This window comes from Streptomyces sp. NPDC059695 (assembly GCF_042733785.1).
GTDB lineage: Bacteria > Actinomycetota > Actinomycetes > Streptomycetales > Streptomycetaceae > Streptomyces.
Window position 1 is genome coordinate 6,536 of the sequence record NZ_JBHWFF010000037.1, and the last position, 13,882, is coordinate 20,417.

General features: G+C 71.1%; 12 protein-coding genes, 1 other RNA gene and 1 pseudogene. 2 read left to right on the forward strand and 12 right to left on the reverse strand.

All coding sequences use genetic code 11. The annotated features are described in order from the left end of the window. Window positions 1-118: 118 nt before the first annotated feature. The 3 genes and pseudogenes from ACFV2S_RS32020 to ACFV2S_RS32030 form a co-directional block, all read right to left on the reverse strand. A pseudogene (locus tag ACFV2S_RS32020) lies at window positions 119-262 on the reverse strand (uroporphyrinogen-III synthase); the annotation flags it as partial. 36 nt (window positions 263-298) lie between these two features. Further along, the gene (locus ACFV2S_RS32025) at window positions 299-1,654 is read right to left on the reverse strand and encodes a nitrate/nitrite transporter (RefSeq protein WP_385567134.1); all 1,356 of its coding nucleotides are present in this window, start codon (window positions 1,652-1,654) and stop codon (window positions 299-301) included. Window positions 1,655-1,795: 141 nt separating this feature from the next. Next, window positions 1,796-2,797: a LysR family transcriptional regulator gene (locus tag ACFV2S_RS32030; RefSeq protein ID WP_385567138.1), complete on the reverse strand. Its 1,002-nt coding sequence runs from the start codon at window positions 2,795-2,797 to the stop codon at window positions 1,796-1,798. A 47-nt stretch (window positions 2,798-2,844) separates the two neighbouring features. On the opposite strand from ACFV2S_RS32030, the gene ACFV2S_RS32035 reads away from it, so the two are divergent. Next, on the forward strand, window positions 2,845-4,092 hold the full coding sequence (locus ACFV2S_RS32035; RefSeq protein WP_385567141.1) for an MFS transporter: 1,248 nt from the start codon (window positions 2,845-2,847) through the stop codon (window positions 4,090-4,092). A 114-nt stretch (window positions 4,093-4,206) separates the two neighbouring features. On the opposite strand, the gene ACFV2S_RS32040 is transcribed toward ACFV2S_RS32035, so the two are convergent. From ACFV2S_RS32040 to ftsE, 6 genes are all read right to left on the reverse strand, one after another. Beyond that, window positions 4,207-5,424 carry an RNA-guided endonuclease InsQ/TnpB family protein gene (locus ACFV2S_RS32040; RefSeq protein WP_385567260.1) on the reverse strand — a complete coding sequence of 406 codons (1,218 nt, stop codon included), beginning with the start codon at window positions 5,422-5,424 and terminating at the stop codon, window positions 4,207-4,209. Between the two features lie 160 nt (window positions 5,425-5,584). Next, window positions 5,585-5,978, reverse strand: a transfer-messenger RNA (tmRNA) gene (ssrA, locus tag ACFV2S_RS32045). 89 nt (window positions 5,979-6,067) lie between these two features. Continuing rightward, complete coding sequence (gene smpB / locus ACFV2S_RS32050) at window positions 6,068-6,607, reverse strand: SsrA-binding protein SmpB (protein ID WP_383796266.1); 540 nt, start codon at window positions 6,605-6,607, stop codon at window positions 6,068-6,070. An 18-nt stretch (window positions 6,608-6,625) separates the two neighbouring features. Continuing rightward, the gene (locus ACFV2S_RS32055; protein WP_385567145.1) at window positions 6,626-7,798 is read right to left on the reverse strand and encodes a S41 family peptidase; all 1,173 of its coding nucleotides are present in this window, start codon (window positions 7,796-7,798) and stop codon (window positions 6,626-6,628) included. Between the two features lie 78 nt (window positions 7,799-7,876). Then, window positions 7,877-8,794 carry a permease-like cell division protein FtsX gene (ftsX, locus tag ACFV2S_RS32060; RefSeq protein ID WP_385567149.1) on the reverse strand — a complete coding sequence of 306 codons (918 nt, stop codon included), beginning with the start codon at window positions 8,792-8,794 and terminating at the stop codon, window positions 7,877-7,879. A gap of 21 nt (window positions 8,795-8,815) precedes the next feature. Next, window positions 8,816-9,505 carry a cell division ATP-binding protein FtsE gene (gene ftsE / locus ACFV2S_RS32065; RefSeq protein ID WP_030692056.1) on the reverse strand — a complete coding sequence of 230 codons (690 nt, stop codon included), beginning with the start codon at window positions 9,503-9,505 and terminating at the stop codon, window positions 8,816-8,818. 235 nt (window positions 9,506-9,740) lie between these two features. Between ftsE and ACFV2S_RS32070 the strand changes: the two genes are divergently transcribed. Further along, entirely contained in the window at window positions 9,741-9,923 is a 183-nt protein-coding gene (locus ACFV2S_RS32070) for a hypothetical protein (protein ID WP_041129480.1), read from the forward strand. Window positions 9,924-10,025: 102 nt separating this feature from the next. Here the strand turns inward: ACFV2S_RS32070 and ACFV2S_RS32075 are convergent, their stop codons facing one another. The 3 genes from ACFV2S_RS32075 to ACFV2S_RS32085 form a co-directional block, all read right to left on the reverse strand. Continuing rightward, a complete protein-coding gene (locus ACFV2S_RS32075; protein ID WP_385567154.1) occupies window positions 10,026-11,066 on the reverse strand; it encodes a hypothetical protein in 1,041 nt (346 codons plus the stop codon). A gap of 381 nt (window positions 11,067-11,447) precedes the next feature. Continuing rightward, window positions 11,448-12,551 carry a peptide chain release factor 2 gene (gene prfB, locus ACFV2S_RS32080; RefSeq protein ID WP_383793222.1) on the reverse strand — a complete coding sequence of 368 codons (1,104 nt, stop codon included), beginning with the start codon at window positions 12,549-12,551 and terminating at the stop codon, window positions 11,448-11,450. 29 nt (window positions 12,552-12,580) lie between these two features. Continuing rightward, on the reverse strand, window positions 12,581-13,813 hold the full coding sequence (locus tag ACFV2S_RS32085; protein WP_383793219.1) for a protein kinase: 1,233 nt from the start codon (window positions 13,811-13,813) through the stop codon (window positions 12,581-12,583). Window positions 13,814-13,882 lie beyond the last annotated feature (69 nt).

Consider the following 13,882-nt stretch of genomic DNA (forward strand, 5'->3'; position numbering starts at 1 on the left):
GGGGGGCTCGGCGGCGGGCGGGGGTGGGGTTTTTTTGGGGGGGGGGGGGGGGGGGTGGGGGGGGGGGGGGGGGGGGTGGCGCCGCCCGCGGGGGGGGGGGGGGGCCGCCCCCCCCCCCGCGCCGCCGGAGCAGCGCGATGAGCTCGTCGGCGCGGCGTGCCGCGGTGACGCCGACCGTGAAGCCGGCGAGGGGGCCGTGTTCCTGCTCGTCCATGGGGCCTGAGCCTGACGGGGGCGCGTGACGGTCTCGGTTCGCGCGTATTTCCTGGTCGTTACGGTCCGCGCCGGGCACCGGGGGTCACACCCGGGCGTAGCCGGACCGGGGCTCCGGCTCCGTGACCGCCGCGGCGGTCGCGGGGACGGCGGCCGGGGCCCGAAGGTATACCGCCCAGGTGACGGCCATGCACGCCGCGTAGAAGGCGAGGAAGGCGACGAACGCGGCGGTGCCGGTGCCGGCGGTCTGGAAGGACTGCCGGAAGGCGAGGTTGATGCCGAGTCCGCCGAGCGCGCCGACGGCGCCGATGAGGCCCATGGCGGCCCCGGAGAGCCGTCGCCCGTAGCCCTCGGCGGCCTCTCCGGCGAGGCCCTGGCGGTGCCCCTGGGCGAGGAAGATCGCCGGGATCATCTTGTACGTGGAGCCGTTCCCGAGGCCGCTGAGGACGAAGAGTCCGATGAAGCCAACGAGGAAGACGGCGAGCGAGGAGATCACGGAGGCGTAGATCACGACCGAGGTGGCGGCGGCCATCGCGGCGAAGGTCCACAGGGTGATGCGGGCGCCGCCGTACCGGTCGGCGAGGGAGCCTCCGACGGGCCGGATGAGCGAGCCGAGCAGCGGGCCGACGAAGGTGAGCGAGGCGGCCTGGAGCGGGGTGCGGCCGAACTGGGTCTGGAGGACGAGGCCGAAGGCGAAGCTGTAGCCGATGAAGGAGCCGAAGGTGCCGACGTAGAGGAAGGCCATGATCCAGGTGTGCCGGGCCCGCACGGCCTCCTTCGCGGCCCCGGTGTCGTTCCTGACGGGGGCGAGGTTGTCCATGAAGAGCGCGGCGCAGAGGGCGGCGACGACGATCAGGGGCAGGTAGACGCCGAGCACGATCCTCGGGTGCATGGCGCCCGCGGTGCCGATGACGAGGAGGCCGGTGAGCTGCACGACGGGCACGCCGATGTTGCCTCCGCCGGCGTTGAGGCCGAGCGCCCAGCCCTTCTTCCGCAGCGGGAAGAAGGCGTTGATGTTGGTCATCGAGGACGCGAAGTTGCCGCCGCCGACGCCGGTGAGCGCCGCCACCAGGACGAGGGTGGTGTACGAGGTGCCGGGCCGCATCACCGCGAAGGCGAGGCCGGTGGGCAGCAGGAGCAGCAGGGCGCTGAGGACCGTCCAGTTGCGGCCGCCGAAGCGGGCGACGGCGAAGGTGTACGGGACGCGGATCAGCGCGCCGACGAAGGTGGCGGTGCCGATGAGGAAGAACTTTCCGGCGGGGTCGACCCCGTACTGGGGGCCCATGAAGAGGACCATGACCGACCAGAGGCTCCAGACCGAGAAGCCGATGTGCTCGGAGAGGACGGAGAAGGCCAGGTTGCGCCGCGCGATCCGTTCCCCCTTCTCCCGCCAGAAGGTCTCGTCCTCCGGGTCCCAGCGTTCGATCCAGCGGCCACCCATCCCGCACCTCCACACCATCGGATACCTGACGCGGACGACGCTAGGAAGGGCGCGTTTCAGGCCGGTGCCGTGAGGTGTCGGTGACGGAACCTTGCTCTCACCCGGAGCGCATGGTCCCTGTGAGCGCCCCGCCGCCCGGTGTCACGCGGGCAGCCCCGGCTCCCCCTCGGGCAGCCAGGCGCCGGGCGGGCGGCGCAGCCAGCCCTCCCGGGCGCCCAGCTCGGCGGCCGCGCGGCGCAGGGCGTCCAGGCCGGGGTGGCGGAGCCCCTTGCGCCACACCAGGCTCACGGGCGAGAGGGGGACGGGGTCGACGAGGGGCCGGATCACCCGGTCGGGCATGGGCGGGAAGTCGACGACGGCGAGGATCGGGTTGCGGTGCTTGGCCATGAGCCGGCGGAACTCCTCGTGGCCGATCGCGAGCGGCGCGGGCGGGGCGACGGCGATGCCGCGGCCGGCGAAGAGGCGGGCGGCGAGGTCGGTCCACTCGGGGGTGCGGTCGTTCCCGGCCCCGGCGTAGATCCGCTCGCCGGCGAGGCGGGCGAGCGGCACCTCGGGCAGGCCGGCGAGGGGGTGGTCCTCGGGGAGGATCACGGCCATCGGCTCGTACCGGACGAACTGTGTGTCGAGCTGCGCCCTGAGGGCGGCGTCGAGCCCTCCGTACCGGCCGAAGGAGGTGTCGATCCGGCCGGCGAGGATGGACTGCGCGGCTCCGGTGAGTCCGCTCTCGTAGCGGGCCATCAGTTCCTGTTCCGGGGCGAGTTCGCGGGCCCGCAGGAGGACGCGCTCCTGGACGAGGTCGGGGCTGTTGAGGTCGACGAGGAGCGGCCGGGGCGCTGCCCGGAAGGCCTCGGTGAGCTCGTCGTGGGCGGCCAGGACGCGGCGGGCGTACGGGAGGAGGCGTTCGCCGTCGGGGGTGAGGGCGACCTGCCGGGTGGTCCGTACGAACAGGTCGGCGCCCAACTCCCGCTCCAGGCGCCGGATGTCACGGCTGAGGGCCTGCTGGGCGACGTACAGGCGGGCTGCGGCGCGGGTGAAGTGCAGCTCCTCGGCGACGGCGGTGAAGGCACGCAGAAGGCGGGGGTCGACGTCGTACGGGGAGGTGGCCACCGCGGCATTCAACAACACAGGTGCGTGAATGGCCACCGCTCAGGTGTTGGACCGGCGGGACCGTGCCGACCCACCCTTGGTCCATGCCGCAACCGGACCTCACCCTCACCCCGGCGGGCCCGGCCCTCGCCCCCCGCTACCGCGACCGCGCGCCCCGCGCGCTCCCCGTCGGCCCCTACCGCCGGCTCTTCTCCCACCCCGGCGCCCGCGCCTTCACCGCCGGGAACCTGATCGCCCGGCTGCCCATGGGCATGTTCGGCGTGAGCGCCGTGATCATGATCTCGTCGGCGTACGGCTCGTACGCCCTGGCCGGCGCGGTGACCGCCACCGGCCTCGCGGTGGGCTCCGTGACCGGCCCGCTGATCGCCCGGCTCGTCGACCGGTACGGCCAGGCCAGGATCGCGGTCCCGGCCACGGCCCACGCGGTCCTCGGCCAGGTGGTCCTGGTGCTGTGCGTCCACGCGAAGGCCCCGGTCTGGGCGCTGTTCCTCACGGCCGCCCTCACCGCCACCACCCCCAACACGGGCGGGATGTCCCGGGCCCGCTGGGCGCACCTCCTCCGGGGCGACCCGGACGCGCTGCACTCCGCCAACGCCTTCGAGCAGGCCGCCGACGAGCTCTGCTACATGCTCGGCCCGGTGCTCGCCGCCGTCCTCTGCTCGGCGCTCTTCCCGGAGGCCGGCACCCTGACCGCCGGGGCCCTCTTCCTCGGCGGCGTCCTCCTCTTCGCCGCCCAGCGTTCCACCGAGCCGCCGGTCGCCCCGCGCGGCCCGGCGGGCTCGCCGCTGCGCACCCCCGGCATGGCGCCGCTGCTCGCGGTCTTCCTCGCCACGGGCGCGGTCTTCGGCTCCATGGAGGTGGTCACCCTGGCGTACGTGGACGGCCCCGTCGCGGGCCCGGTCCTCGCCCTCCAGGCCGCGGGCTCCTTCGCGGCGGGGCTCCTCTACGGCCGCGCCCGCCGCACCGCCCGGCTGCGCACCTGCCTGGCCGCGATGGCCGTCCTGATGACGATGCCGCTGCTCGCCGCCTCGACCGGCTCCCTGGTGGCGCTCGCCGCCGGCCTCCTGGTGGCGGGCATGGCCACGGCCCCGACGATGGTGACGGGCATGGGCCTGGTCCAGCGCCTCACGCCCCCGGACCGGCTGAACGAGGGCATGAGCCTCGCCGTGACGGCCCTCCTGGCGGGCATCGCGGCGGGCTCGGCGACCGGCGGCTGGGCCGCCGACCACGCCCCCTTCGCCGCGTTCGGCTTCCTGATCCCGGCGACGGCGGCGGCAACGGCCCTGACCCTGTGCACGACGACCGGCGTGGGCCACCGGGCCCAGAACTGACCGAGCCGGCCCCGTGCCTCGGGCACGGTGACTCCGGCCCCGACCCTGGTGGGGCAGCGCACCACATGGGATGAGTGGAGGTGACTCCGCCCGAAGGCTTCCCGCGTTCGACGGCTACGCCGAGACGCGGAGGGCCAGCCCGGCCCTGTGCAGGACGTTCAGCGCGCCCACTCGGTCGGCGCTCTCCACCAGGCCGCACCGGACGCACTCGAACTTCGCTTGGGTGATGCGGTTCTGCCCGCTCACGTGACCGCAACCGCCGATCGCGGTCGGGCACGTGCGGGGGGTGTCGCGGGCGTTCACCGGGATCACCAGGCGAGCGGCACTTTCAGCCTTCTGCGCCAAGATCGCGAGAAACTGCCCCCAACCCGCGTCGAGGATGGCCCGGTTGAGCCCGGCCTTCGCGGCGGCACCGTTCGACAGGAAGCTACCGGTTCGTCCAGGTGCGGGCTTGGGAGCCGGGGCCCTGGTCATCCCGGCCACGTTAAGGATCTCGTGCCCGATCACGTCGTACCGCCGCACGAGCGTCAGGGCGGTCTTGTGGTGGTGGTCCAGGCGCTGACGGCGGATCTTCGCGTGGAGTCCGGCCACCTTCCGGGCAGCTGCCCGGTGCCTCTTCGTCCGGCGCTTCGGGTGCTTCGGAAAGGTCGAGAGGTACCGCTGCGCGGCCGCCAATCGGCCCGAGATCACTGCCCGGAACTTGGGGTTCGGCTCGTACAGCCCGCTGGATTCGGTGAGAAAACGCGTCGTGCCCAGGTCGATACCGACGGCCATCCCGGTGGCGGGGAGGGCATCGGCAGACACCTCGTCGCACGCCAGGACGACAAACCAGCGGCGGCCCTCACGTTTGACGCTGATCGTCTTCACTCGACCGCGCACAGGCCGGTGCCGGTGCACACGAACGTGTCCGATGCCCTGCAGTCGCACGCGCGTCTGCGATGCGCAGGGTGTGGAGTCCCAACGACAGCCGTCCCCGTCCTTCGGGAACGTGACAGTGTCGAAGTGTCCGACACCCTTGAACCGGGGATAACCCGGAGCCTGCACGGCCTTGACCCGGCGGAAGAACGCCTGAAACGCCTTGTCCAGCCGCCTCAGCGTCGCCTGCTGCGACGAGAACGACCAGCGCCCCTGAGTCTCCGGAGCGAAGGCGCGGATCTCTTTGAGCTGCGCGGACTGATCGCCGTACCTGATGGCTTTGGATGCGTGCCGGTAGGCATCGCGGCGCTCCTGAAGCGCCCCGTTGTAGAGGGAACAGTGATCGGCAAGCATGTCCAGGAGCGCCCGGTCCTGGCGGACCGTCGGGCGCAGAAGGAACTTGTAGGCACGCTTGATGTCAGGCCCCCTCACTCACCGCCCGCCATCACCACGCTAAGGCAGCACAAGGAACCCGTCAGCGGATCACTGTAAGTACGACAAACGGCGCCCTCCTGGCGGAGGGCGCCGTCTATGCATGGGATGACCAGCGCTGCCGCTCATGCGAGCGGCAGCATGTTGGTGGAGATGGCGGGAATCGAACCCGCGTCCAACGGTGCGGAATCAGGGCTTCTCCGTGTGCAGTCTGGTACGAGTTTCTCAGCCCTCCGGATCACCCAGACAAGTCCGGAACGGGCTCAGTCACTGTTTGATTTCCCTCCTACCCCCGTGACCGGGGCAGGAGGTTTAGATCCCTGAATGACGCCAGGATCCGGGTCGGGACCACCCCCGGGCTGACGCTCCTCACAGAGGCTTCTTGTCGTTACCTAAAATTAGGCAGCGAGGGCGAAGCGGGAGTTATCGCTCTTGGTGTTGGCGATTATTGGTTGCGACATATGGTTTACGAGATCATTGCCGCTTCCTCGACACGCTTCCCACTGCTTCGACATCCGCTGTCGAAACCGATCATCCCCATGTTGTTTTTTCAAAGGTCGCACCCTCGTCGGGGTGCAGGACCCATCGTACGTGACCGACGGGTGCCGTCGCCAGCGTATTACCGGCGCTAGGCGCTCTGCGCCGCCCGCTGCTTCCGCTTGGCCGCCGCGATCGCCCGGTTCGTCTCGCGCGTGTCCTGCTTCTCCCGCAGCGTCTGCCGCTTGTCGTACTCCTTCTTGCCCTTGGCGAGCGCGATCTCGCACTTCACCCGGCCGTTCAGGAAGTACAGGGCGAGGGGCACGATCGTGTGACCCGTCTCCTGCGACTTCGACTCCAGCTTGTCGATCTCGGCCCGGTGCAGCAGCAGCTTGCGCTTGCGCTTCGCGTGGTGGTTGGTCCAGCTGCCCTGCATGTACTCGGGGACGTGGATGTTGTGCAGCCACGCCTCGTGGTTGTCGATCTGGACGAAGCCGTCGACCAGCGAGGCCCGGCCCATGCGCAGCGACTTCACCTCGGTGCCCATGAGCACCACACCGCACTCGTAGGTGTCGATGATGTGGTAGTCGTGCCGCGCCTTCTTGTTCTGCGCGATGAGCTTCCGCTCCGGCGCCTTGTCCTGGTTCTTCTTGGCAGGCTTGCCCTGCACGTTCACGAGTCCCTTTGCCATAGTGCGGTCATTTTCGCACTACGAGCCCCCTCCGAGGCCACTCAATACCGTTCTCGCCCGCTCCTCGGCCCCCGCCTCCGCCGCCAGGTCCGGCGTGATGCCCCGGCCGTCGACGGCGTGCCCGGCGGGAGTGCGGTAGTGGCCGACGGTCAGCTCGGCGACGGAACCGTCCGGCAGGGCGCTCGGCATCTGGACGGAGCCCTTGCCGAAGGTCCGCGAGCCGACCGTGACCGCCCGGCCCCGGTCCTGGAGGGCCCCGGTGAGCAGCTCGGCCGCGCTCATCGTGCCCCCGTCGATCAGCGCCACCAGGGGCCTGCCGGTGTCGCCGCCGCCCTCCGCGTACACGGCCCGCTGCTCCCCCTCCACGTCGTACGTGGCGACGAGCCCGCCGTCGAGGAAGGCGGAGGCGGCGACGGCCGCCTCCGCGACCAGGCCGCCCGCGTTGCCCCGCAGGTCCAGGAGGACCCCCGCCCCGGCCGGGGCGGCCCGCACGGCGTCCCGCACGCGCGTGCCCGCGCCCTTGGTGAAGGCGGCGACCCGGATCAGTACGGCCCCGTCGTCGAGGCGGCGGACGGTGACCGGGTCCGTCGCGAGCCGGGCCCTGCGCAGGGTCTGCGTCCAGGCGGCGCGGCCGCGCTCGACCCGGAGGGCGACGGCCGAGCCGGGAACGCCGTCACCGCGCAGCAGCGAGACGACCTCGGAGACGGAGAGCCCGTCGACCGGGCGCCCGTCGACGGACACGAGCCGGTCGCCGGCCCGCAGTCCGGCCCGCTCGGCGGGCCCCCCGGGCTGCACCCGCGTCACCCGCACCCCGCTCGCCCCGGCCCGCCCGGCGGAGAGGCCGACCCCGGTGTAGGCGCCGCCGAGGGCCTGCTCGAACTCCGCGTACTCCTTCTTGTCGTACACCGCGCCCCAGCGGTCCCCGCTGCGGCTGACGAACTCCTCGGCGGCCTTCTTGCCCGACTTCCCGTCGGCCATGGCCGCCGCGGCGGCCCGGCTGAGCGCGGCACGGTCGACGGTCTCGCCGGCCGGAGCGGCCCGGGCGGGCCGCTCCGGGCCCGAACGCTCCTGCCGGGGCAGCGAGCCGGTCGCCGCGGCGGTGGCGAGGACCCCGGTGAAGACCAACGTCAGAACGGCCCCGCGGACGACTCCGCGGGGCCGGATACAGAAGGGTGCGGGCCCGGCCGGCATGCCGCCCACTCTAGGACAAGGCGATGGCGCCGCACGGGCTTTGCCCGCACGACGCCATCGGCCGTCAGTGGTGTCTTCTCACACCTTGAGGTACTTGCGCAGCGCGATGAAGGCGGCCACGGCCGGCATGAGCAGGCCGATGGCGATCACCAGCGGCAGCTTGGCGAGGACGGCGTCCCAGCCGATGAAGTTGACCAGCTGCATCTTCTCGGCGAGCGCGATGCCGTGGTCGATGAGGAAGTAGCGGCCGACCAGCAGCAGCACGCAGGCGACGCCGCCGCCGAGGAGTCCGGCGAAGGCGGCCTCCATGATGAACGGCATCTGGATGTAGAAGCTGGACGCGCCGACGAGCCGCATGATGCCGGTCTCGCGGCGGCGGCTGAAGGCCGAGACGCGCACGGTGTTGACGATCAGCATCAGGGCGATGACCAGCATCAGGCCCATCACGCCGAGGGCCGCGATGTTCATGCCGTTCATGAGGTCGAACAGGTTCTGCAGGATGTTCCGCTGGTCCTGCACCGACTCGACGCCGTCGCGGCCGGCGAAGGCCGTGGCGACGACCTTGTACTTCTCCGGGTCCTTGAGCTTGACCCGGAAGGACTCCTGCATCTGGTCCGGCGTCACCACGGAGGCGATGGCGGTGTCGCCGTACTGCTCCTTGTAGTGCTTGAACGCCTCGTCGGCCGACTCGTGCTGGACGGACTCGACGATGTCCATCTTCCTCAGATCGGCCTCGATCTGCTTCTTCTGCTGGCCGGTGACCGCGCCCTTGGAGCACTTGGCCGCCGTGGCCGCGTCGGCCTTGTTGCAGAGGAAGATGGAGACGTTGACCTTGTCGTACCAGTAGTCCTTCATCGTGCTGACCTGCTCGCGCATGAGCAGCGCGCCGCCGAACAGCGCGAGCGAGAGGGCCACGGAGACGATGACGGCGAAGGTCATCGTGAGGTTGCGCCGGAGACCGACACCGATCTCGGAGAGCACGAACTGAGCGCGCATGGTGTTCTGGTTCCCCCGCCGTCAGTGCTGGTATCCGTAGACGCCGCGCGCCTGGTCACGGACGAGGCGGCCCTTCTCGAGCTCGATGACGCGCTTGCGCATCTGGTCGACGATGTTCTGGTCGTGGGTCGCCATGACGACGGTGGTCCCTGTCCTGTTGATCCGGTCGAGCAGCTTCATGATGCCGACGGAGGTCTGCGGGTCGAGGTTGCCGGTGGGCTCGTCGGCGATCAGCAGCATCGGCCGGTTGACGAAGGCACGGGCGATGGCGACGCGCTGCTGCTCACCGCCGGAGAGCTCGCCCGGCATGCGGTCCTCCTTGCCGCCGAGTCCGACCAGGTCGAGCACCTGCGGCACGGCCTTGCGGATCTCGCCGCGCGGTTTGCCGATGACCTCCTGCGCGAAGGCCACGTTCTCGGCGACGGTCTTGTTGGGCAGCAGGCGGAAGTCCTGGAAGACGGTGCCCAGCTGGCGCCGCATCTGCGGCACCTTCCAATTGGAGAGCCGGGCCAGGTCCTTGCCGAGGACGTGCACCTGCCCCTGGCTGGCGCGCTCCTCACGCAGGAGCAGTCGCAGGAAAGTCGACTTTCCGGAGCCGGAGGAACCGACGAGGAAGACGAACTCCCCCTTCTCGATCTCCAGGGAGACGTCCCGGAGCGCGGGGCGGCTCTGCTTCGGATAGGACTTGGAGACATTGTCGAATCGGATCACGGATGCACCACGGTCGGCCGGGAGTAGGTGTGCGTGACCTTACGCGACCGGGGATCACCCGCGCAGTCGCGGTCCTGGCTTGCGACGTTTATCCTTTTCGCCCTTCCGGACCGAAGGCGGGCAATCCGGCGGGGCGCGCCGAAACGCCGCGGAGCTGGCACAGTGGTAGGGGGAACGTCCGGGTCCCTCCGGACGTTGTCCTGGTGTGTACCCCAGTGCGGGAGGAGGAGAGCGCATGACCTACGACCGACTGGTGTGCGCCAATTGCGCGGCCCCGGTCGCCGAGGGCCGCTGTCCCGTCTGCCGCGCGAACCGGGAGCGTCTGACCCCTCAGGGGCTGTCCCCCGCGATGCTGCTGACGCTGGCGATCGCCCTGCTGGCGGCGATCGCCCTGCTCGCCGCCGTCCAGGCGGCCTGACCGGAGGGCGTACGGAGCCCGCACGAGCCGGAACCACGCGAAAGGGCCGGGGAGCGAACTCCCCGGCCCTTCGTCATGCGGCTACGCGTCCGCGCGGGTGCGTCAGACGGCGGCGCGGCCACCGCCGACGAGGCGCGGCAGCATCCGGAAGCCGATGCCGCCGGCGATCATGGTCGCGGCACCGATGATCAGGAACGAGGTCTCGGCCGCACCGGTCTCGGCGAGCTCCTCCTTCGCCTGACCCTGCTGGACGGGCTGCGAGCCGGCCTGGTCGGTGTCGGTGTTGTTCGGGGTGTCCACGCACTCGGCGCCGTCGAGGTCGACGGTGCAGGTGCCACCGTCGGTGGACGAGCCGCCGCCGGTGGTCGACGTCGAACCGCTGGTCGCGGAGCCGTTGGTGCCCTCGGAAGAACCGCTGGTCGCGGAGCCGCTGGTGCCCTCGGACGAACCGTTGGAACCGTTCGTGCCCTCGGAAGAACCGTTCGAGCCGTTCGTGCCCTCGGAAGAACCGTTGGAACCGTTCGTGCCCTCAGAGGAACCGTTCGAGCCGTTGGTGCCCTCAGAGGAACCGTTCGAGCCGTTCGTGCCCTCAGAGGAACCGTTCGAGCCGTTCGTGCCCTCGGACGAACCGTTGGAACCGTTCGTGCCCTCGGAAGAACCGTTGGAACCGTTGGTCCCCTCGGAAGAACCGTTCGAGCCGTTGGTGCCCTCGGACGAACCGTTCGAGCCGTTCGTGCCCTCGGACGAACCGTTCGAGCCGTTCGTGCCCTCGGAAGAACCGTTGGTGCCCTCGGACGTGCCCTCGGACGAACCGTTGGTGCCCTCGGAGGTGCCCTCGGACGAACCGTTCGAGCCGTTCGTGCCCTCGGACGAACCGTTGGTGCCCTCGGACGTGCCCTCGGAAGAGCTGTTGGAACCCTCGGTCCCGTTGGAGCCCGTCGAGCCCGAGATCCCACCGAGGATCGTGTTGCCGCCGTCGGTGTCACCCTCGGACTGGATGCCGACCTCGGCACCCTGCGTCTGGTTCGAGTCTCCGAAGTCGCCGACGGCCTGCGCGGCACCGGCCGCCGTCAGGGACGCACCGGCGATGATCACGGCACTGGCCGCGACCCGCACCAAGCGGATTCGCGTCTTGTTGGTCATCTGGCTGCTACCCCCAGTAGCTCATCTCGTCATGGGGCAGCGCTCGGGCACCTCGCGCAGCGGGGGTGCGTCACGACTGGACCGGCCCCCGTTCACACGCGTCCCAGAAAAGCGCATGCCAGTACGTCACCCTTCCGAGTTTCCGATGAGGCGTCAAGGTCGTTGCGCGTGCGATGCCCGAAAGATCACCAGGTGTCCGGCATGAGCTGATGCAACTGTGACGTGAGCCGGAACTCCGGCCCCGGAGACGGCAGTTCCCTTGTCGACAAAGCGCTCCGACGGCCTCGCTTCCGCTTGCGTCAGCGAACGCGCGGGAGCACAGGAACGGCGCCGGGCCCCGCACCGAGAGGTGCGGGGCCCGGGCACGTACGACCGAGGGGACTACTTGTCCTGCTGCTTGCGCCAGCGGATGCCCGCCTCAAGGAAGCCGTCGATCTCGCCGTCCAGGACGGCCTGCGGGTTGCCGACCTCGAACTCCGTACGGAGGTCCTTGACCATCTGGTAGGGGTGGAGCACGTACGAACGCATCTGGTTGCCCCAGGAGCTGCCGCTGTCCTTGAGGGCGTCCATCCGGGCCCGCTCCTCCTGGCGCTGGCGCTCCAGGAGCTTGGCCTGGAGGACGTTCATGGCGCTCGCCTTGTTCTGGATCTGCGAGCGCTCGTTCTGGCAGGAGACGACGATGCCGGTCGGGAGGTGCGTGATGCGCACGGCCGAGTCGGTCGTGTTGACGCCCTGGCCGCCGGGGCCCGAGGCGCGGTACACGTCGACGCGCAGGTCCGACTCCTCGATCTCGACGTGGTCCGAGGACTCGACGACCGGCAGGATCTCGACGCCGGCGAAGGAGGTCTGGCGGCGGCCCTGGTTGTCGAAGGGCGAGATCCGGACGAGCCGGTGGGTGCCCTGCTCGACGGAGAGCGTGCCGTAGGCGTACGGGGCCTTCACCACGAAGGTGGTGGACTTGATGCCCGCCTCCTCCGCGTACGAGGTCTCGTAGATCTCCGTGGAGTAGCCGTGGCGCTCCGCCCAGCGCAGGTACATGCGCTGGAGCCGCTCGGCGAAGTCGGAGGCGTCGACGCCGCCGGCCTCGGCGCGGATGTTGACCAGGGCCTCGCGCTCGTCGTACTCGCCGGAGAGGAGGGTGCGGACCTCCATCTCGTCGAGGGCCTTGCGGACGGAGGTCAGCTCCGTCTCGGCCTCGGCGAGGGTGTCCGGGTCGTCCATCTCCTCGGCGAGCTCGAAGAGCACCGCGAGGTCGTCGATCCGGCCGCGCAGGGTCTCGGCCTTGCGGACCTCGGCCTGGAGGTGCGAAAGCTTGCTCGTGATCTTCTGCGCCGCCTCCGGGTCGTCCCACAGGGACGGGGCCGCGGCCTGCTCTTCGAGCACGGCGATGTCGGCCCTCAGCTTCTCGAGGTCCAGGACGGCCTCGATCGACCCCATGGTCGAGGAGAGGGACTTCAGCTCTTCGGATACATCGACGACTGCCACGCGTCCAGCGTAACGGCTCGCCGCCGGTCCTACGGCAGTGAGGACTGCTTGGAGTCCTGCGGCGGGGCGTCGCCGTCCCCGGAGACCGCGAGGTAGCCGCCCGCGCCGAGCGCCCCCGCGACGACGACCGCCGCGACGGTGAGGGTGATGCGGCGCTTGCGGACCGCCTTGTGGCGGGCCGAGCCGGGACGGCGCGCGCCGGCGGGCCGCGGGGCCCGGGCGGTGCCGAGGGGGCCGCCGGAGAGCTCGTCGGGGGCCGGGACCCGCATGGAGGTGTGGGTGTCGCGGTTGGAGTCGGCGGAGGCGCCGGGGACGAGCGGGACGGCGGCCCGGCGCGGGCCGGGCTCCCCCGCGCCCGTACCGGTGGCGTAGGCGTCCTCCTCGTACGGCTCCGGGGCCGGCTCCGCGCCGGGCTCGTCGACGTCCAGCGGCGGGATGCCCTTGAGGAGCGGCAGGACGTCCCCCAGGCGGGCGGCGAGCTCGGAGGCGCGCAGCCGGGAGGCGGGGGCCTTGGCGAGGCACTGGACGATCAGCTGCCACAGCTCCTCGGGGATCCCGGGGAGCGGGACCACGGTCTCGGTGACGTGGCGGCGCAGGACGGCGCCGGGGTGGCCGCCGCCGAACGGGGTGAAGCCGGCGAGCAGCTCGTAGAGGACGGTCGCGAGGGCGTAGATGTCGACGGCGGCGCGCGGCGGGAGTCCCTCGACGATCTCGGGGGCGAGGTAGTCGGGGGTGCCGATGATGCGGGTGGCCTTGGTGCGGCCGGGGGTGTCGATCAGCTTGGCGACGCCGAAGTCGGTGAGGAGGGCGGGGTGGGCGCCGCCGGGGCCGAGCGGGCCCTCCATGTCGAGCAGGATGTTCTCCGGCTTGACGTCCCGGTGGACGATCCCGGCCTTGTGGGCGACGGCGAGGGCCTCGGCGACGTCCTTGACGATCGCGACGGCGGCCTCGGGCGCGAGGCGCCGCTCCCGGTCGAGCCGGGTGCGCAGGTCGGTGCCGCGGACGAGGTCCATGACGAGGGCGAGGTCGTTGCCGTCGACGACGAGGTCGCGGACCTTGACCACCCGGGGGTGGTCGAGTCCGAGCAGGGCGGTCCGCTCCTGGACGAAGCGGCCGACGAGCTCCTGGTCGGAGGCCAGGTCCTCGCGCAGCAGTTTGACGGCGACGGGCCCTTCGGGCCCCTCGCCGAGCCACACCGTTCCGGCGCTGCCCCGCCCGAGGATCTGGTGGGCGGTGTAGCGGCTGCCGATGTTCCGTGCCAAGACTGCTCCCTCAGCGGCTGCGGTTCTCGACAAAGCTACGCGTCCACGGCCGCCGGTCTCGACCTCCGA